Here is a 19,788-nt window from a genome sequence, read left to right as displayed (position 1 = left end):
CAGTTGGGGCACATGCACCAGCAACTGCAAGTCAGAGGTGTGGCAGGTCCATCGTACGATGCAGATCGCTGGACATGTAATGCGCCCGCCCATTGGCGGCAGCACATGCTCTCAGGAAGCGATACCGAACATAGCGCTCCTCCAATTCTTCGAAGAGGCTTGATTTCGGCCAGAGCAGCGGAGGGGCATCCTCGTCTTCCGGTGACAGGGAGGTAACCGCTATTTGAAGCCCCAGATAGTTGAGATACGCCGGCGACGTGACGAGTCGACACGCAGACACGCTCGATAGGACGCACACGCTGCCGACGCGAATTGCACCGAGGCAGCCAGCACCGCCAGAGACGTCCACACGAGCGGTTGCCTTTTCACGCGTCACAGTCCGTGAGGCCACAACTGCTGAGAGCCAACGACTGTGTGTCGACTCGACACACTGCCTCGGCCCACAAATCCGCCATGAATCCCGCACACCGCACAATGTGTGTTGCCGGGCAGATCACCTCATTGTTTTCGTTCTGCTGCTGTCGCGCGTGTCCCGGGTCGCAATCCCCCCCGGCGGCGACGGAGAGGAGGCAGTGGCAGTGTGTCGACTCGACACACTGCTCCGGGCGGGAAGTCAGTCTCCGAGCGAACAGGCGAGGGACACCCTCTCGCTCTTACACACTGAACGATGAGTGCGGAGACGAAACCTCACCCTCATGCTCATTGTCGTGTTCCCATGACTCCCGCGGTTCGGAGCCACAGTCCGTCTGTGTCGACTCGACACACTGCTTTGGGCGGCGGGAGTCAGCACGCGAATGGGACAAGCGACGGTTCGCCCTCTCGCTCCACACAAAGCACCATGCCTCGCTGCGGAGATGACCTCACCCCCAATGCTAGTTGTCGTGCGTCCCATGGCTACCGCCGTTCGGAGCCGCGGTCCGTGTGTGTCGACTCGACACAGCGCCTAACCCCAAACAAGTGAAATTGACGACCGCCGCCACCCGGTTTTCGAGCGCGCCTCGCGCCGACGGCAGCCCGTTGGGCGTCGCCGACGGAGTAATCGAGGCGGCTATTTGTATCGTCTTTCGGCACGCCTGCTCGCTCGTGTGTCGAGTCGACACACGAGCCGCGTCGACTGCCTTGATATGCTGGCCCGGCAACCAACCCTCCCCGTGCTGACTACTACTGGAATCCGCGAGGCACCCACAGCATCCTCACAGCCCGCGCTCCCGGCCACGACTCACCTTGCTCGTGTGTCGACTCGACACACGCTCGCCCGCCCACCAACGCCTCTCATGCGACGGGCAACTGTGTGTCAACTCGACACACGACCTAACCCCGCAAAAAGAAAAAGCCCGCCGAAGCGGGCTCCCATCTCCATCAACAATCTCACGGCCCAATCAGCCGGGTTTCACATTGAACAGCTGACTAATCAGCTCCCGAATTTGCGTTTCCTGGGCATCCGACAACACGCCAGTCTTGAGCTTCACCGTAAAGCTGTTCGTGTCCTTCGTAATGCTGCCGGCGTGGCTCTTGCCCGAAAAGATCTTCTCGATGCTGCGCTCCGATACGCTTTCGGTCGACTCCCCTCGACTGGCTTGCGCTCCAATCGCCGCAGCCAGCTTGCCTTGATCCAGCGTCCGCTCGACCACCGCCGGCCACAACTGGCGCGCTGCCGAAAGACCCGCCGAGCCGAACTTCTTGATTGCCGAAACAACCTCGTCAGCGGCCGACCCGCCGAGCAGTCGCGGATTCAGATCAAGATCGCGTCGGATGAAATCCGGCAGATTCTCAAAGGCCAAAAAGCGGTACAGACCTTTGCGCGACATCCCCAACGCCTCGGCCATACGCTTGCGAGTTGGAAACTCTCGTTCGGCGCGGCGCAGCGACTGCCCGATCTCGTAGTCGGTGAGGTCTTCGCGGCCGACGTTTTCCACGAGCGCGAGAACTGCCATGTCCTGATCGGAGCACTCGATCACGGAGGCACGAATGTCCTGCGCCTGAATCAGGGCGTGCGCACGAAGACGTCGCTCGCCAGCGATCAGCTGATAGCCGTTCTCCGCACGACGAACAACGACCGGCTCGATAAGCCCGACTTCGCGGATCGATTCAGCCAGCGACGCAAGGCCCTCGTCGCTGAAGATCTTGCGCGGCTGCCACGGGTTCGGCTGAATCGCGTTCACCGGAAGCATGAGCTTGTCGCTCGTGTTCTCCAGTTCCTGGATGCGCTGCTGCGCCACCGCCAACGCGCCGAGCATGCCGGGCCCGGTCTTGAACGCGCTGCTGCGTCGCGCCGGCTCGGCCGGAGCGACGGCTGCCGGCCGCTCTGTGGCTGGCCGCTCCGACGACGAACCGAGTTCACGGGTCTTCGCCGCCATCTTGTCGCGGAATGAACTCACTTGCCGGCCCTCCATTTTTCTACGTAAAGATCGTCGATCCACTGTACGTAATCAGTTAGCGGCTGACGCACGCGCGCCACTGTTTTGTCAGCGAGGTCTCCCTTGCTGATGTCGAACACGGTAGCCATGGCGAGTGCGCCGTTACTCATTGCGGAGCTGGCCGGCACCTCGAGCGCGTTCACCCAGTCCTTGTAAGTCCGCTGCACCCATGAGCGCACGACCGGTGCTGACGACGTCTTGCCGTAGTCGACCTTCGAAAGCAGAACGGAAACGAAGTCGTACGTCTTCTCGTCGCCGCGTTCCATGATCGTGTGCGCCAGGTCTGAAAACAGGCTCCAGAACGAGACCGAACTGATGAAGTCCAGACTTTCGGGCACGAGCGGCATGACCATTGCGTCGGCGGCCATGAGCGCGTTGATCGTGAGATAGGACAGCGACGGCGCCGTATCCAGAATGATGTAGTCGTATTGCTTGCGCAGCACCTCCACTCCCTGGCGAAGCAGATCCCAGAACTTGAATCCCGGGTTCTTGATCACGGTACCGGGAATATGGAACTCCGCGGAAAACAGCGTGGGGTGCGCGGGAATAACGTCAAGCCCGTCCCAGTAGGTTTCCTGCACAAAGTTCAGCAGACCGCCTTCCATATGCGGGTCGTAGATGAACGGCAGGACCGTGCTATCCTCAGTCACTTCCTTTTCGGCATACAGACCGCAAAGTTCCGTGAGCGACGCTTGCGGATCCAGGTCGATCAGCAGAACCTTGCGGCCACGCAAGGTCAGGCCTTGAGCGAGACACATGGTCGTGGTCGTCTTCGTCGAGCCGCCCTTGAAGTTGGCAACCAGGATCACCTTGCCGTCGGCGTCGCGCACGCCGGTGTGGAGCGGTGTCTGATAAATATCGGAAACCTGCTGGACCCAGGTTCGCGCTTCGGGCAAGGTGAAGACCCGGCTACGCCCGGACCCCTGCGCCACGCCTTGCGGGAGACCTTCGCGGGTGGCAAGCAGGTTGTTCAATTTGATGCGATCAATGCCGCACATCTCTGCGACCTGAGCGGACGTGAAGGTGGGCGCCATCTTTCGGGGTCGGGGCGCCAGCATCATCTCCCGAAGCTCTTCCGATAGCCGACCGGCCTCTTCGGCAAATTCAGTGATCGCGGAAAGATCCACACGTCGATCGATCGACGGCAATTCGATAGTTTTCGCCATTAATACGCTTTTTATCAGAATTTGGATAAAGCGTAGAATACAGCAAAAGCGTATGAAAACACACTAATTGAGGGCGATATGAAAAAAAATGGCCCTTCAAAACGGTCTCTATTGCCCTCGTGGGACGTTCCTAAGGGGAAAGTACCCGCGAAACCGGCAACGTCACCACGGCCGCGATAGACCCTTTCTCTCCTGTCTGCCTAATTTTGGTTCAAAACGTCGGGGCCAGAGCACTTCGTTGCCTCCACGCCGGTCGCGGTTTTTGTGCGCATCCCGCTGCGGTTCTTTTCGCGCAAGCTTCATCGCTCGCATGCCCCCGCACAGTCACGGTTTTTGTGCAATTCGATCGCATGATCCGCCGCCGCTCCCCGATCTAGCGGTCAGGTAACGATTTTTGTGCTTCCAGATTTCTGCTGCCCAGCCGGGCCAGCCACAACTGCACATAAACCGTTACCGCACGCGCAGTGAAAGCCTTGCTGCACCGGCCCCCGCCACCACACGGCACAAAAACCGTTACCTGATTTCCCCTCCGCACCGGTAGGGCTGGCATTTCGCTGTTTCGAGGCGCTTGAATTCCCGGAGGACGTACCTCAGCGCCAACGCTGCACAAATTCCGTTACCTCGTCCCGCCGCCAAACGACAAAACCACCGCGTCGTGACCACACAATAAGCGTTACCTGTCGCCCGGGATCCGGAATGTGCACAAAAAACGTTGCTATCACGGCGTCGCTCGCGCGTGCACAAATTCCGTTGCCTTCCGTTCCTCCCGTCGAGAAGTCACTCCTGGATAACGTCGACGGTCACCTTTGCCGGATTCAACCCGGTCGCGGCTCGTCAAAAGACGTTCTGCACATAAACCTCTTCCAAAAGCCACTGGAGCTGCACAGAAATCGTTACCCTTCCACCGTTTCCGGCGGACCAAAGGCAAATCGCCTCCAGTTGCCCCCCTGCTGGAAGCCTTTGCGCGCGGGGCTTTGAAGCTACCCCACCTGGATTTCTCTGACTGCATCAGGAGACACAACACGACAAATTTTGCGTTGAGTATCTCTTTTTGCAGGCGGTTTGTTTGTTTACTTAAAGATAAAAACCCACCAACCAACTAACGTGCGCAAGTGTTTTCTTTCTTTTCAAACGCTTGCCCTGTAAAAGCACCGTTCTATGTGCGCACTGCACCGTTTTATGTGCGGCCAGGTGCCGTTTTATGTGCTGTCGCTGTAGAGATATTTGTGCGATCAGGTACGTTTTTTGTGCGAGAGCCGAATTGCGCGGCTGTTTGAGGTAACGTTTATTGTGTTGACTTGTGTTTGAGTAGTGATAGAGTGCCCGCCAATGTCGACGGGGAGAGCGTGCGTATGTCGGAGGAGAGCGGCCGAAGGACTACAACACTGCAGATGTCGCTGGGTCTCTTTGAGGAGATGTCTGGCCAGCCGATCAATGAAAGCACGCGCGAGATCGGTTTTCAGCGCAACAACGTGTTCGTCGCCATCAATGGGCTTGGGCTGTCTTCGCGCCGTTTCATCGACGCCGCCTATTTCATTGCCGCCCAGGAACCCGCGCCGCGCGATGTCTACGACGTCGACCTGAACTACTTCAAGTGGCTCATGCGCTATGAGAGCCGCAACGTGCGCCATTTGCAGAGCGTCATCAAGGAAGCGCAGCGCGTGCTGATCGAAGTGACCGACACGCCTCCCGAGCGCGCACCCAGCGAAGACGACCAGTGGATTTCCGAGCAGCTGATGGGCAGCGTCAAGATCGGCAAGGGGCGCATCCAGTTTCGCATTCCGCCGCTCATGCTGCGCCACATCACCGGGCCCGACAAGCATCACTGGCTGAATCTGTGCATCACGGCGTCGTTCTCGCAAACCTACGCGCGCGCCATCTACGATTATGTGCTGCCGTTCGTGGCGGCCGGTTTGACCGACTGGATCGAGCTCGACGTCATGCGGCGCTGGCCCGGCAAACTAGGTACGAGCGCGTCGGAGTTCAAGCATTTCCGGCCCAAGTATCTCGATCCGGCGGTGCGCCAGATCAACGAGCTATCGGACATCGACCTCAGCTACGAAACCCGGGCCGACTCGGAAACCTCTCGCAAAATCAACAAGATCCGCTTCCGGATGAAGCGCAAGGACACGGTCGCCGCGCTTCTCTCGCGGCAGCCCGATGCGCACGACCTGCTGCTCACGCTCAAGGAGGAGTTCGGCCTCTCCAACAAGCAGTTCGACGTGATCGCAGAGCATCGCATGAGCTGGACTGACGAGCGCATCCAGCAGGCCATCGAATACACGCGTTTCCGGCTCAACCAGGGCAAGGTGACCAAGAGCCCTGCGGGCTATCTGATGAAGGCGTTGAGCCACAACTGGCAGGTCTCGGAGGCCGAGCGCAAGATGGTGGCGATCCAGGGCGAGCTGGCCGTGGCTGCGACGGCTCAGGAGACCGCCAGGACGGTCGCGACCACGGCGGTGAAGCAGAGCATCGCGGCGCGCGACGAAGAGGCGCGCTCGCAGCGCAACGAGGAGGTCAAGCAAGGTCGCGAGCACTTCGAATCGGCCGACGAGAAGACCCGCAAGGAGCTGGTGCGCCTCTACATCGCCTCGCAGGCCGGCAAGCTCATGCTGCGCCGCCTGAAGCTCGAGGCGGGGGCGCTCTCAGACAGCAACATCCTCAACCACTCCGATCTGTCGTGGTACTTCGGGCAATTCGTCTACGGGAAGATGAAGCAGCTTGCCGTGCAGTGAGCGTCTTCAATACGCTAGACGGCTGATATGTCGGTGGGCGTATTGCGGCCTGGCCTCGCAGTCCGTCACTGCCTCCGGCGCTCACGCAGCTGAAAACTTCCAGCCGATCAAGGAGTTAGGGCCCGCGTCCCAGGCGTTCTCCACAAGCTTGCCAACAAAATCTGTGGGTAACTCAAACGCCAGATTCAAACCCTCGCAGACATAAAAAAAGGGAAGGCCCGGTGCCTTCCCCTTCTTCACAAAGCGACGACGCCTTACTTCTTCTCGTCGTTCAGTTGCGGCAGCGTATAAGCCGCCCCCGGCGCGAGCAGACCGACCTTCGAGTACACACGCAGCTTCTCGCGCGTGTCGGTGATGTCGAGGTTGCGCATCGTCAGCTGGCCGATACGGTCGCGCGGCGAGAACGTCGAGGCGACCTTCTCCATCGACAGACGCTCCGGCTGATACGTGAGGTTGTCCGACTTCGTGCTGAGGATCGAATAGTCGTTGCCACGACGCAGTTCGATCTTCACTTCGCCGGTGATGGCGCGCGCCACCCAGTGCTGGGCCGTTTCACGCAGCATGATGGCTTGCGGGTCGAACCAGCGGCCCTGGTACAGCAGGCGGCCCAGGCGGCGGCCGTTCTCGCGGTACTGCTCGATGGTGTCTTCGTTGTGGATGCCCGTCACGAGGCGCTCATACGCGATGTGAAGCAGCGCCAGACCCGGGGCTTCGTAGATGCCCCGGCTCTTCGCCTCGATGATGCGGTTTTCGATCTGGTCGCTCATGCCCAGACCGTGACGGCCGCCGATGCGGTTCGCTTCGAGCAGCAGTTCCACGGCGTTCGGGAACGTCTGGCCGTTCAGCGCGACCGGCTGGCCTTCCTCGAAGCGGATCGTCACTTCTTCGCGGTCGATCTTGACGTCGTCGCGCCAGAACGCCACGCCCATGATCGGGTTCACGATCTTGATGCCGCTTTCCAGGCTTTCGAGGTCCTTCGCTTCGTGCGTTGCGCCGAGCAGATTCGAGTCCGTCGAATAGGCCTTCTCGGCCGACATCTTGTATTCGAAGCCCGACTGGCGCATGAACTCCGACATTTCCGAGCGGCCGCCCAGTTCGTCGATGAACTGCTGATCGAGCCACGGCTTGTAGATCTTCAGGTCCGGGTTGACGAGCAGGCCATAGCGGTAGAAGCGCTCGATGTCGTTGCCCTTGTAGGTCGAACCGTCGCCCCAGATGTTGACGCCGTCTTCCTTCATCGCCGCCACGAGCATCGTGCCCGTCACAGCGCGGCCGATCGGGGTCGTATTGAAGTACGTGACGCCGGCCGTCGAGATGTGGAATGCGCCGCATTGCAGGGCGGCGATGCCTTCCGCCACGAGCTGCGCGCGGCAGTCTATCAGGCGTGCACCGGCGGCGCCGTATTCGGTCGCGCGGCGCGGGATCGAATCGTAGTCGTCTTCGTCGGGCTGGCCCAGGTTCGCCGTATAGGCGTAAGGCACGGCGCCCTTGAGCTTCATCCAGTGCAGCGCGGCGCTGGTGTCGAGGCCGCCGGAGAAGGCGATACCGACCTTTTGGCCGGTCGGAAGGCTTTCAAGAATTGTGCTCATGATGAGAAAGAACCCGGTAGAACGAGGATGCGGAAGGAATTCGGTCGAATCGTCAAGTATGTTGTATCCCCGGCCTTTCGGCAAGCCTGGCGGGGAGGGCCGCAGGCCCCGTTCGACGCGGCATCCGCGTCAATAAAAAGGGGCGCAGCGAGGGCACATGCTCGGCACAGGCTGCAGGCTGCGGCGCGGCGACCAGTCGACGAGGCCTTCGCGCGTGAGCGCGAAAAGCGCCTCACGCACGGGCATACGGCTCACGCCAAAGCGTTTGGCGAGATCGACCGAATTCAGGTCGTCGCCGGGACGCAGCCGGCCTTCGATGATGCCGCGCGCCACTCAGTCGGCAATCTCGGCGACGCTCGACTGCTCGCCGGTTTCCAGGGCGGCCAGTACGCCGACGTCTTCATCCATGCGCTTTCTTTCCCCGGGACGCCGCGACCGGGCGCAGCGCCGCGGAGTGTAACAAATCCGCCGCCCGCTTCGCTCTCGAAATCGCAGGGCGGTTACGGAGATGTAGACACGGTTGCGAGAAGGTCCCGGAGAAAGGCGGGAATTCGCCATATGCCGAATCCAACTGTCGACACTAAAAGGCAATCCAATCGAATACCGGTCCGGCAAGGAGACGCCATGTACAGGTGCGCTCGCCAACGCCATGTGCGCGTATTCCAACGAGACGGACGACTTCGAGCCCGTCACGAAAGGTGCACCCCGGACCTGCGGCCCCGTTCACGGCGTGATGTGTCTGCTACGGCATGCGCGTTCGGGACGTATTCACGACGTGCTCGTCCTTCATGCCCAACAGGGCGACGGACTCCGTGCCGCGCCGCCGCGTGGCTTTCCAGATCATCAGCAGGTGGTAGTAGAGTCGCGGGCTGAAGCCGAAGCGGTACGCGTAGAGATTGCCGAGCGCGAGCTGCAGACCAGCGCGCGCCTCGCGATTGCGCGCGAGCAGCGAGACCACGATCGGCACGAGCCGGCGCATGGCGAGCTTGCGAGCCGGTTCGAGTTCGGGCGGCAGCGCGAGGCTTTTGAGGAAGCGCCACGCTGAGATCGACGACGCGTTGATGCTCGTGCGCGTCGCCTGGGATACCGAAACGTCGGTAATGCGATAGCACGAGACGTACTCGTTCACGTAGCACACGCGTTTTGCCGCGAGGCACAGGCGCGTGCCGAACACGTAATCGCAGCAGGTGCCGTAATGGTCGTCGTAGCCGATGCGCTTGACGAGCGCCGCATCGGCGAGCCAGCCGTTGTTGGGGAACATTTGCACGATGCCCACGCGGCCCGGCGGGTGTTGCAGTCCCGCGGCGCTGGCCGTACGGTGATACGCGATGTTCATGCGCTCGCTAGCCGCGTGCATGATGCGCCCGTCGTGATCGGTTTCGTATTGATCGCCGAACGCGACTTCCAGATCCGGATAACGTCCCCACTGTGCAAGCAGCTTCTCGATGCAATGCACGAGCAGATAGTCGTCGTCGTGGATCAGGAGGATCTTGTCTCCGCTCGCGCGCTCGAAGAGGCTGGCCACGTTGGGCGCCTGGCCGAGCGCCGGCACGTTGCGCCGGTAGGCGATGCGCGGGTCGTCGCGGTAACGCGAGGCGATCAGTTGCTGCGTGCGATCGTCGCTCGAATCGTCGCCGATCACGATCTCGATGTTCGCATGCGTTTGCATGAGGCACGAGTCGATGCAGCGAACCAGCAGTTCAGGCCGGTTGTACGTCGGCAGGCAAATGGAGACCTTCGTTGTTGTCGTCATGGGCAGACCCCAGTGCTTGAGGGATACGGAGACGTTCGCAAAGCTCCGTTCGTAATACGAACTTCATCCGTTGCACATGACGGTAAATGAACAAAACCGGAAAGAAATTGAAAATAATTCGCAAGGAATGAGGTTTGCGCAGCGCGGCCCGCCGAGCCCCAACGGCGGGCATTCGCGCAAAATGACTTGTTTTATCTGATGAATCGGAAAGAAAATCCGGGCCTGCAATAAAAGGGACGACGTCGAAGATGGACTGAGTGCCGGAACAGTCATGTCATTCGCGTTAGCATTGGCGCTCCGCCTGAAACGACCGCTGGCATCCATGGCCTCCATCTCCTACGCCCACAAACCGCTCACGCCGTTTCGCCGTGCGCTCGCACGTTTCTCTCTCTCCGAACTCGCGAAATACACGAAACTGACGCTCGGTATGTGGATCGGCTTCGGCGTTCCATACGCGTGCGGCTATCCCGAGGCGGCGGTCGCCCTCTCCGGCTCGGCCATGCTCACGCTCGCGCTCGGCAGTTCCATCTCGGCGGCACGCGGGTACTTCTACAAGCGCGTGATGTCGAACCTCGTTGCGATGCCGATCGGCACGCTCCTGATCTGGCTCACCGCGCCGCATCTGTGGCTGGGCGTCATCCTGCTGCCGCTCGTGATCTTCACCATCGTGCGCATCCGGCCTTCGGTGTTCCAGATGACGAGCATCACCGTGCCGATGACGCTCGTGCTCTACACGGGCGAACACATACCGCTGCTGGAGCAACGGCTGATAGGCGTGGTGCTCGGCATGCTGCTCGGTTTCGTCATCCAGCAGATTGCTTTTCCCCCCGATCACGGTTTCTGGGCGAATACGCTCGTGAACGACGGCAACGCCCAGGCCGAGGCGTTGCTCGCCGAGGTCGCAACGAAAACGCTGGACCGCGCGAAGCTGAAATCGGCGACCGCTGCGCTGCGGGTGTCGAGCAGCAATCTGAAGCAGGCGCACGATCTCCTCAAGTCGGACCTGGAGCAGTCGTGGGTGTCGGCGCATCTAAAACGCAATCGCGATCGCCTGCCGCTGTTTTCGTGCTACCACGAGCTGTTCGACTCGATCGTCGGCTTCCTCGAAACGCTCGACACGTTCAATGCGCAATACGAGGCGCTAGATGCGCAATGGAAAGAGGCATACCGGCGCGGCCTCGCGCGCCTCGTGGACGTGCATCGGCAACTGGCCTCACAGGCCGACCTGCGGGTGGAGCGCCCAGGTCTGCTCGTGGCGCCGCTGACGCGGGAGGAGCTGAATGCGCTTGTCGAAGCGCTGCCCGCAACGGGCGTATTCACGAGCGTCTATCTCGGACATTTGACCGGCTACGGCATCCTGCTGAGCCGTTTGAGCGACATGCATACCGAACACTTGCGCAAAGCCTGATCGCTGCGCTCATTCCTCGCGGATCTTGCCGGCGATCCGCGCGGCAGCGGCCTGGAGATCGCCCGGATGGCGCGCGGCCCTCTCCTCCACCTTGAAGAGCCGTTCGATCCCGTGGGACGGTCCACTTTCTGTGCGCCAACATCGTCGCGCTGCTGGTGTTGATTCTCGTGCCGGGCGTCGCGTTCGGGCTCGCGCAACTCATGCGTTGAATGCCTACCGCCCGCCGCGCCCGCGAGCGTCTACCCGTAATTGTCCTGGGGTGGGCGCGCCGCGGCGCAACGCGTGGTGCGCACCGCTCGCAGCGTCCCGGCTGACGTGCCCGGCGGCCTTTCGCGCCCGATTGTTCGCGATCCGCGAATGACGTATTCGGGCGTTATCCGGTACTGATTACGCTGCGCTTGCGACTATCTTTGCGTCGTCGATGTCGATGGCGTCCAGCACCGTGGCGCACGTCGCGTCGCACACCCGTTTTTGTACATGAGCGTGTGGCGCGGCATCCGGCCGGCCCGAGGAGACAGAGATGAAACCGAACACATGGGACACGGCCTACGAATGGAAAGCCGTGACGCTGCTGGCGCTGGGCTTCGGCCTCGTGGGCCTCGACCGCTGGCTGATCGCGCCGCTGTTCCCGTCCATCATGAAAGACCTCAACCTCAATGCGCAGGACGTCGGCAATTGCATCGGCATACTCGGCCTTTCGTGGGGCGTGTTCGCGGCGGTCATGGGCGGCATGTCCGACAAGGTGGGGCGGCGCAAGGTGCTGATTCCGGCGATCATTGCGTTCTCGCTGCTCTCGGGTTTCTCGGGCCTCGCAGGCGGCTTCGCGAGCCTGCTCGCCGTGCGCGCGCTGATGGGTGTGGCCGAAGGCTCGTTCTGCCCGACAAGCTTCGCCGCCACGGCCGATGCCTCGCACCCGAAGCGCCGCGGCTTCAATCTCGGGCTTCAGCAAAGCGGCTTCGCGCTGTTCGGGCTCGCGCTTTCGCCGATCATCGCCACGCAGTTGCTGGGCGTAATGAGTTGGCGCGGGGTGTTCGCACTCGTCTCGGTGCCGGGTCTGATTCTTGGCTTGCTGATGTACCGCGTGATCCGCGAGCCGCAAGGCGCGCTTGCGCGTCAATCGGGTGCGTCTGCCGCGAAGGCCGAACGCGGCCACTGGCGCGACGTGCTCCGCAGCCGCAACATTCCCGTGGCGATGGTCGCGCTCTTCTGCGCCATGACGGGCGTGTTCGTGCTCGGCGCCATGCTGCCGCTCTATCTCACGCAGTACCTTTCGCTCGACATGCAGCGCATGGGCGTGGTGGCCTCGGCAATCGGCTTTGGTGGTTTCGTCGGACAGTTCGGCTTGCCGGGGCTTTCGGATCTGCTGGGCCGGCGCCTCGCGAGCGTCATCGGCTTCGTGGGCACCGCTGTGATGCTAATCGTGTTTCGGGGTCTGGGCGCACAGCCGTTCGCGCTCTTCGCGGTGCTGTTCGCGGCGTCGTTCTTCACGCTCGGCCTCGTTTCGCTGCTCTCGGGACCGGTTGCCACCGAAGCCGCCCCGGCCGGCATGGTCTCGACTTCGATCGGGCTGGTGGTGGGCGCGGGCGAAATCTTCGGCGGCGGCGTGGCGCCCGCGCTCGCCGGATTCGTTGCAGCGCATTTCGGTATCCAGAACATTTTGTGGCTGCCGATCGGCGCTGTTTTCCTCGGCGTGCTGGTGAGCCTCTTCCTCAAGGAAACCGCACCAGCGAAGCTGCGCCGCAGCGAGGCCGCTGCCCCACCTGTCCCCGCCGCGCCCTTGCCGGCAGCGGGGCAGGCCGAGTAGTGTGCACGCGCGGTCCGTGTCGACTTCTGTGGCCGCGCCGCCCGTGCAGGAGCGGCGCGAGCGATTGGGGGCGGGCCCTATACTTGGATGGCCCGAACCCGTGAAGAAGAGAGGAGCATGGACCGATTCTTGAGCATCGAAGCGTTTGTGCGCGTGGCGGAAACGAGCAGTTTCGTGGAGGCGGCCCGGCAACTCGGCGTGACCAGTTCGGTCGTGACGAACCGCATCCAGCAACTGGAGAAGTTCGTCAACGCACCGCTCTTTCATCGCAGCACGCGGCACGTGCGCCTCTCCGAAGTCGGAGAGGCGTTTTATCGTGAATGCGCGGAGGTGGTGGGGCGCGTGAACGAGCTGACCGACCAGATGCGCGAACTGCGCGCCACGCCCACGGGCAGGCTGCGCCTCCAGATCTTGCCGGGCTTCGCGCTGGGCCATTTCGGCGCGCCGCTCGCCGAGTTCAATCGCCGCTATCCAGGCATCCAGCTCGATGTGATCGTCAACGACCGCGTGGTCGATCCGATCGAAGAAGGCTTCGACGTCGCGTTCCAGATCTTCCCGCCGATTTCCGATTCGCTGATCGAGCGACGGCTCTTTTCGGTGCGGCGGCTCTTTTGCGCCACGCCCGCTTATGTAGAAGAGCATGGCGCGCCGCAGCATCCGCGCGAATTGCTGCAGCACACCACGGCGCTCTATTCCGGCTATCCCTCGCGTAACCGCTGGACGATGACACGCGGCGACGAAGTGGTGGAGATGGAGTTGCCCGGCATGATCCGCTCGAACTCGGTGCATTTGCTGCGCGACTACGCGCTCACGGGCGGCGGCGTGGTGTGCCTGCCTACGCTCGTAGCGAGCGAGGCGCTGCTCAACGGCTCGCTCGTGCCGATCCTCACCGACTACCATCTTTCAGCGTTGAGCTTTGCCGCCGTATATCCCTCCACGCAGCGCCAGGCCCTGAAAGTGAAGGCGCTGGTGGAGTTTCTGGCCGAATATCTGGGCCCCGAGCCCGCGTGGGACGTGCCGCTGATCGAGCGCGGCTGGGTGCGCTAGCGCTTGCGACGATTGCCTGCCGCGATTATTTGCGAAACGCGAATGCCGTAGTCGCCTGGCCGCCGGTTGTTGCCACTGCGCAGCGCTCCTAAAGTTGACTCCAACGAACCTTCCAAAACAGGAGACAGCCATGACCGATTCGTCATTCCACACCGTCTTCGGCTCGCTCGAGCAGTACCGCAAGGGCGAGATCGAAATCACGAGCGGCGACGCCCGCCACTATGTTTTCTCGAACGTCTTCGAAGTCGCCGCAAGCTCGGCGCCCTACGAAAAGGTCGTGGTCGGCAAGAACCTCGACTACGTGATCGAGGTGCTGCGCACGGAAGGGCAATCGCGCTGGTTCGCCTGCGCGCACGATGAGTTCGTGATCCTGATGGATGGCGAAGTGCGCATCGACTTCATCAAGCTCGATACGCCGCCCAAGGGCGGTACGGGGACGGTCGCCGCGGGCGAGCAGCCTGCGGGCCGCAAGATGGGCCACGTGGTGTTGCGCCGCGGCCATCAAGCGCTGCTGCCGGCCGGCTGCGCGTATCGCTTTAGCGCGCAGAAGGCTGGCGTGGCGCTCGTGCAGACCATGGCCGGTGAACTGTCCGTGCAGAAGTGGGCCGATATCTGCCTGCACTGAAAACACGCGCTAACCGATCAGCCGACTACTGGAGACCCACATGGCCACCCTCGATACCCTCGACCATTCCGCAGGTTTTGCCGCCGACACCGTACGCGCAAGCGAGCCCGACGCCGTGACCGGCTATCGCCGCTACACGCTCGGCGCCTTCGAATTCACGCGCGACGAGTACTTCGTGAAAGTGCTGTGGCCCGCGAAGGGGCAGACGCGCACGCACGCCATCCCCGCCGACGCCTTCCTGCGCGCCATGATGCGCGACGTGGCCTGGGGCTTCTTCTACGGCTGGGTGAACTTCGACCACGTGTTCGGCACGCGCAATCACTACGGCAAGGTGGACGTATATGCGGGCTCGTTCAACGGCATCATGAAGGACGCCGGCGTGGACTATATCGAGACATTCGAAACGCCCACCATCATGGCGACCTTCAAGGCGATCCTGCACGACTGGACCAACGAAGGCTTCGACCCGTTCGCCGCGCCCGAGGAAACCGGCACCGCATTCGGCCGCAAGCATGGCGAGAACGACGCCGCCATCGAGCGCACGCGCATCGCCACGCGCCGCATGCCGGGCCTCGAAGGCGACTCGCCGCTGCGCGACGACCTGCCGGTGAACCGCGCCTTCGCCGACGTGCCTCAGGACAGCCCCGAAGTGCACGCCGAGCCCGGTTTCGAAGGCGAGCTGCACGCGTTCAACCTCTTCAAGTACCTTTCGCGCTCGGACGTGACATGGAACCCCTCGGTCACTTCGGTGTGCGGCCAGAGCCTGTTCTGCCCGACCACGGAGGAATACATCCTGCCGGTCTTCCACGGCAACGACCGCGTGGAGTGGTTCCTGCAGCTTTCCGACGAGATCGTCTGGGACATCGGCGACAAGAACACCGGCGCGCCGCGCGCACGCATCACCATGCGCGCGGGCGACATTTGCGCCATGCCCGCCGATATCCGCCACCAAGGTTATTCGACGAAGCGGTCGATGCTGCTCGTGTGGGAGAACGCGACCGCTGGCTTGCCCACGCGCTACGAGAGCGGCGAACTCAAGCCTTATCCGGTCGAGTTCTGAACGAGTTTCGCAGCTACGCAGCACGCCTAAGCATCAACCGAGGATTTACCCATGCAAACGCAATTGTTCATCGACGGCCGCTTCGTTGACGCCGTCGAGGGCGGCACCATCGACGTGCTCAATCCGCACGACGGCTCGCTGATCACGAAGATCGCCGCCGCCACCGCCGCGGACATCGATCTGGCCGTGGCCGCCGCTACGCGCGCCTTCCCGCAGTGGGCGGCGATGCCGGCCGCCGAACGTGGCCGCCTGCTCCTGCGTCTGGCCGACGCCATCGAAGCGAACGGCGAAGAACTCGCGCAATTGGAATCGCTCGACACGGGGCACCCGATCCGCGATTCGCGCACGCTGGACGTGCCGCGCACGGCGGCGTGCTTCCGCTACTTCGGCGGCATGGCCGACAAGCTGCAAGGCTCGGTCATACCGGTCGAAGCGGGCTTTCTCAACTACGTGCAGCGCGCGCCCATTGGCGTGGTGGGCCAGATCGTGCCGTGGAATTTCCCGCTCATGTTCACGAGCTGGAAGATGGGCCCGGCGCTCGCGGCCGGCAACACGGTCGTGCTGAAGCCCTCGGAAATCACGCCGCTTTCCACGCTGCGCATCGTCGAGCTGATGGCGGAAGTGGGCTTTCCCGCGGGTGTCGTCAACATCGTGCCGGGCTACGGACATACGGCCGGCCAGCGGCTTGCGGAACACGAGGGCGTGGGCAAGATCGCCTTCACCGGCTCGACGGCTACGGGGCGGCGCATCGTGGAGGCCTCGAAGGGCAACCTGAAGCGCGTGCAGCTCGAACTGGGCGGCAAGGGCGCCAATATCGTGTTCGACGACGCCAATCTCGACGCCGCCATCAACGGCGCGGCCTGGGCGATCTTCCACAACCAGGGGCAGGCGTGCATTGCGGGCTCGCGTCTGGTGCTGCACGAGCGCATCGCCGACGAATTTCTCGAACGCTTCGTGGCGCTCGCCGCCTCTATTCGTGTCGGTAATCCTTTGGACCCCGAAACAGAAATGGGGCCGCTCACTTCGCTGCAGCATCTGGAACGCGTGAAGGCCTTCGTGGATGTGGCGCGCGAGCAGGGCGGGCGGGTCCTCACGGGCGGGAGTGCGCCGCAGGACCCCGCGCTCGCCAACGGCTACTACGTGCGCCCCACCGTGATCGAGGCGAAGACGCCGGACGATCGTATCGCGCACGAAGAGGTGTTCGGGCCGTTCGTGACCGTGCTGCGCTTCAAGTCCGACGAAGAGGCACTCGCCATTGCCAACGGCACCGACTACGGTCTCGGCAGCGGCCTGTGGACGCGTGACCTCTCGCGCGCACACAGCATCGCGGGCAAGATTCAGGCGGGCATGTGCTGGGTGAACTGCTACAAGCGCGTGAATCCGGGTAGCCCGTTCGGCGGCGTCGGTCAATCGGGCTACGGCCGCGAAATGGGCTTCGAGGCGATGCACGACTACACGGAGGCCCGCTCGGTGTGGGTCAACGTGGACGCCCATGTGCCGCCCCACTTCAAGCGTTGAGGCACGTATGGATCGCTTCGTTTATCAGGGCTCGCCGTCGCGCGTGGTGTTCGGCTGGGGCAACCTCGCGCGGTTGCCCGAAGAAGTGGACCGGCTGGGCGCGCGCCGCGCGTTGATCCTGTCGACGCCCGAGCAGCGGCCGCTCGCTGAAGAAGTCGCGCGCCTGCTCGGCGAGCGCGCCGCGGGCATCCACGCCGAAGCGGTCATGCACGTGCCCGTGGAGGTCGCGCGGGCCGCGCGCGAGAGAGCGGCGGCGCTGGACGCGCAGTGCTGCGTGGCCGTGGGCGGCGGCTCGACCATCGGCCTTGGCAAGGCCATCGCGCTCGAATCGGCGCTGCCGATCGTCGCCGTGCCCACGACCTATGCGGGCTCGGAGATGACGCCCATCTACGGTCTCACCGAAGGGCGCCTGAAAAAGACCGGGCGCGACCTGCGCGTGCTGCCACGCACCGTCATCTACGACCCGTCGCTCACCGTCTCGCTGCCGGCCGGCATTTCGGCGGCTTCGGGCATAAACGCAATGGCGCACGCGGTCGAGGCGCTCTACGCAGAGGACGCGAACCCGGTGATCAGCCTGATGGCCGAAGAATCGATTCGCGCGTTGGGCGAAGCGCTGCCCGGCGTCGTGCGTCGCCTGGACGACGCGGCAATGCGCAGTCGCGCGCTCTATGGCGCGTGGCTCGCGGGAACTTCCTTGGGCGCTGTGAGCATGGCGCTGCATCACAAGCTCTGCCACACGCTCGGCGGCACCTTCAATCTGCCGCATGCGCAAACGCATGCGGTCATGCTGCCGCATACGGCGCACTACAACAGCGCTGCGGCGCCACAGGCGCTCGAGCGGGTGGCGCGTTCGCTCGGCGGCGCGCAGGCGGATGAAGCCGGGGCGCGGCTCTATGCGTTGAACGAGTCGCTTGGCATTCCAATGTCGCTCAAGGAAATCGGTATGCCCGAAACGGGCCTCGACGAAGCCGCTGATCTTGCGTGCACGAATGCCTACCCTAATCCGCGACCGTTGGAGCGCGCGGCGATCCGTGCATTGCTGCAACGGGCATGGGAAGGCGCGGCGCCGCGCTAATTGGGCCGCGCCACGCCGCGTGCGTGGCGTAAAGAACGAAGGAAAGGAGACAACCATGTCGATGCATGGCACCGAGGCCGAACGCGCCTTGACGGAACAGGTCGTGGGCCGGTTCGCGAACACACCCGACGCGCGCCTGCGTACGCTGATGCAAAGTCTCGTGCGGCATCTGCACGCCTATGTGCGCGAAGTGGAGCCGACAGAGGCGGAATGGTTCGCCGCGATCCGCTTCCTGACCGAGACGGGCCAGATGTGCGACGACGTCGTGCGCCAGGAATTCATCCTGCTTTCCGACACGCTGGGCGTCTCGATGCTCGTCGACGCGATCAATCATCGCTACGCGACAGGCGCGACCGATACGACCGTGTTCGGCCCGTTCTATATCGAAGGCATGCCGGAACGAGGCTATGGCGAGAACATGGCGTTCACGCCGGGTACGCCTGCCCTCGTGCATGGCCGCGTGCTGACGACCGACGGCAAGCCCGTCGCGAACGCGCTGCTCGACGTGTGGCAGACGGCGGACAACGGCATGTACTCGGGGCAGGACACCGCACAGCCGCACGGCAACCTGCGCGGCCGCTATCGCACCGATGCCGAAGGCCGTTACGCGATCCGCACCATTGTGCCCGTGTGCTATCCCATTCCGACCGATGGCCCGGTGGGCCGCATGCTCAACGCTACGGGGCGGCATCCGTGGCGGCCCGCCCATTTGCACTTCATGATCACGGCGCCGGGCCACAGCACGCTCGTGACGCATCTGTTCAACCAGAACGACCCGTATCTGGATTCCGATGCGGTGTTCGGCGTGAAGCCGTCGCTGCTCGTCGACTATCGCGAGCACGCGGCGGGCGAGGCGGCCGCGCAGCAGTTCGGTTTCGAGGGCGGCTTTCGGGAGGCGCGCTACGACTTCGTGCTGGAGCGCGCATGAGACCGCACACGCGTTACTACGCCGTATTCGCCACCGACAAGCCCGGCATGCGCGACGTCCGCGAGCGCGAGCGCGCAGTGCATCGCACCTATCTGCGCTCGGCCTCGCAGCGCGGGGTTTTCGTGCGGCTGGGCGGCTCCACGCTCGCGCCGCATTGCGACGCGCTCAACGGCACGCTGCTCGTTATCGAGGCGGAAGGATACGACGACGTGATGCGCTTCGTGCGCGACGATCCTTACACGTTGGCGGGCTTGTTCGAACACGTCGAGATCCGTCCGTGGGACTGGAATCTTGGCAATCCTGAGCAAAGAGTGTGAATCATGCCGACCGTGTGCCTGTGTTGCCTCGACGATGTGCCCGACGGCGGCGCGCGCGTGATCGACGCCGCGCTGGCGGGGCGGCCCGTCGTCGTCGTGCGGCGGGCCGGCAAAGTATGGGCGTACGCGAACCGCTGCCCGCACTTCTCGGTGCCGCTCGACTACGAGCCGGGCCATGTGCCGACGTACCGCGCACAGGTGATCATGTGCGCGCATCACAGCGCGTTGTTTCGTTTCGAAGACGGGCAGTGCATCGAAGGCCCGTGCGCGGGAGCAAAGCTCGATGCCATTCCCGTTTGGCTCGATGCGCAGTCCAACGTCGTGGCGCATTGCGGCGGCGCCTGAC

16 protein-coding genes and 1 pseudogene are annotated in these 19,788 nt (G+C 63.1%); 11 read left to right on the top strand and 6 right to left on the bottom strand.

Features of this window, described 5'->3' with window-relative positions:
* Positions 1-1,379: 1,379 nt before the first annotated feature.
* Positions 1,380-2,378, bottom strand: a complete 999-nt coding sequence (locus M3I53_RS05325; protein WP_375542472.1) for a ParB/RepB/Spo0J family partition protein — start codon at positions 2,376-2,378, stop codon at positions 1,380-1,382.
* Positions 2,375-3,583: an AAA family ATPase gene (locus tag M3I53_RS05320; RefSeq protein ID WP_254314931.1), complete on the bottom strand. Its 1,209-nt coding sequence runs from the start codon at positions 3,581-3,583 to the stop codon at positions 2,375-2,377. Before M3I53_RS05320 ends, M3I53_RS05325 begins: the two co-directional genes overlap by 4 nt.
* 1,391 nt (positions 3,584-4,974) lie before the next feature.
* On the opposite strand from M3I53_RS05320, the gene M3I53_RS05315 reads away from it, so the two are divergent.
* On the top strand, positions 4,975-6,318 hold the full coding sequence (locus tag M3I53_RS05315; RefSeq protein ID WP_254314930.1) for a replication initiation protein: 1,344 nt from the start codon (positions 4,975-4,977) through the stop codon (positions 6,316-6,318).
* A gap of 254 nt (positions 6,319-6,572) precedes the next feature.
* Here the strand turns inward: M3I53_RS05315 and argG are convergent, their stop codons facing one another.
* The 4 genes and pseudogenes from argG to M3I53_RS05295 all read right to left on the bottom strand — a co-directional run bounded on the left by argG (position 6,573) and on the right by M3I53_RS05295 (position 9,984).
* On the bottom strand, positions 6,573-7,907 hold the full coding sequence (argG, locus tag M3I53_RS05310; protein ID WP_069263475.1) for an argininosuccinate synthase: 1,335 nt from the start codon (positions 7,905-7,907) through the stop codon (positions 6,573-6,575).
* 180 nt (positions 7,908-8,087) lie between these two features.
* Positions 8,088-8,315, bottom strand: a pseudogene (locus M3I53_RS05305) (GntR family transcriptional regulator); the annotation flags it as partial.
* A 334-nt stretch (positions 8,316-8,649) separates the two neighbouring features.
* Positions 8,650-9,660, bottom strand: a complete 1,011-nt coding sequence (locus tag M3I53_RS05300) for a glycosyltransferase family 2 protein (RefSeq protein ID WP_254314927.1) — start codon at positions 9,658-9,660, stop codon at positions 8,650-8,652.
* 63 nt (positions 9,661-9,723) lie between these two features.
* Positions 9,724-9,984 (bottom strand): hypothetical protein, encoded by a 261-nt coding sequence (locus M3I53_RS05295; RefSeq protein ID WP_254314926.1) that lies wholly within the window; start codon positions 9,982-9,984, stop codon positions 9,724-9,726.
* Between M3I53_RS05295 and M3I53_RS05290 the strand changes: the two genes are divergently transcribed.
* The 10 genes from M3I53_RS05290 (at position 9,983) to M3I53_RS05245 (ending at position 19,787) form a co-directional block, all read left to right on the top strand.
* Positions 9,983-11,068 (top strand): FUSC family protein, encoded by a 1,086-nt coding sequence (locus M3I53_RS05290; protein ID WP_254314925.1) that lies wholly within the window; start codon positions 9,983-9,985, stop codon positions 11,066-11,068. The genes M3I53_RS05295 and M3I53_RS05290 overlap by 2 nt on opposite strands.
* Positions 11,069-11,588: 520 nt before the next feature.
* Entirely contained in the window at positions 11,589-12,872 is a 1,284-nt protein-coding gene (locus M3I53_RS05285; RefSeq protein WP_254314924.1) for an MFS transporter, read from the top strand.
* A 117-nt stretch (positions 12,873-12,989) separates the two neighbouring features.
* On the top strand, positions 12,990-13,919 hold the full coding sequence (locus M3I53_RS05280) for a LysR family transcriptional regulator (RefSeq protein WP_254314923.1): 930 nt from the start codon (positions 12,990-12,992) through the stop codon (positions 13,917-13,919).
* A 130-nt stretch (positions 13,920-14,049) separates the two neighbouring features.
* On the top strand, positions 14,050-14,544 hold the full coding sequence (locus M3I53_RS05275) for a hydroxyquinol 1,2-dioxygenase (protein WP_254314922.1): 495 nt from the start codon (positions 14,050-14,052) through the stop codon (positions 14,542-14,544).
* Between the two features lie 40 nt (positions 14,545-14,584).
* Entirely contained in the window at positions 14,585-15,604 is a 1,020-nt protein-coding gene (locus M3I53_RS05270) for a hydroxyquinol 1,2-dioxygenase (protein ID WP_254314920.1), read from the top strand.
* A 51-nt stretch (positions 15,605-15,655) separates the two neighbouring features.
* The gene (locus M3I53_RS05265; protein ID WP_254314919.1) at positions 15,656-17,122 is read left to right on the top strand and encodes an aldehyde dehydrogenase family protein; all 1,467 of its coding nucleotides are present in this window, start codon (positions 15,656-15,658) and stop codon (positions 17,120-17,122) included.
* A 7-nt stretch (positions 17,123-17,129) separates the two neighbouring features.
* The gene (locus M3I53_RS05260) at positions 17,130-18,197 is read left to right on the top strand and encodes a maleylacetate reductase (protein WP_254314917.1); all 1,068 of its coding nucleotides are present in this window, start codon (positions 17,130-17,132) and stop codon (positions 18,195-18,197) included.
* A gap of 55 nt (positions 18,198-18,252) precedes the next feature.
* A complete protein-coding gene (locus M3I53_RS05255; protein WP_254314916.1) occupies positions 18,253-19,125 on the top strand; it encodes an intradiol ring-cleavage dioxygenase in 873 nt (290 codons plus the stop codon).
* Positions 19,122-19,442, top strand: coding sequence for a YciI family protein (locus M3I53_RS05250; protein WP_254314915.1), 321 nt, complete (start codon positions 19,122-19,124; stop codon positions 19,440-19,442). Before M3I53_RS05255 ends, M3I53_RS05250 begins: the two co-directional genes overlap by 4 nt.
* A 3-nt stretch (positions 19,443-19,445) precedes the next feature.
* Positions 19,446-19,787, top strand: a complete 342-nt coding sequence (locus M3I53_RS05245; RefSeq protein WP_254314914.1) for a Rieske 2Fe-2S domain-containing protein — start codon at positions 19,446-19,448, stop codon at positions 19,785-19,787.
* The last annotated feature ends 1 nt before the right edge of the window (position 19,788 follow it).

It is taken from the genome of Paraburkholderia sp. CNPSo 3272, from assembly GCF_024206495.1.
Classification (GTDB): Bacteria; Pseudomonadota; Gammaproteobacteria; order Burkholderiales; family Burkholderiaceae; genus Paraburkholderia.
Note: the sequence above shows the minus strand (reverse complement) of the source record. Positions and strands in the feature narration are given on the sequence as shown.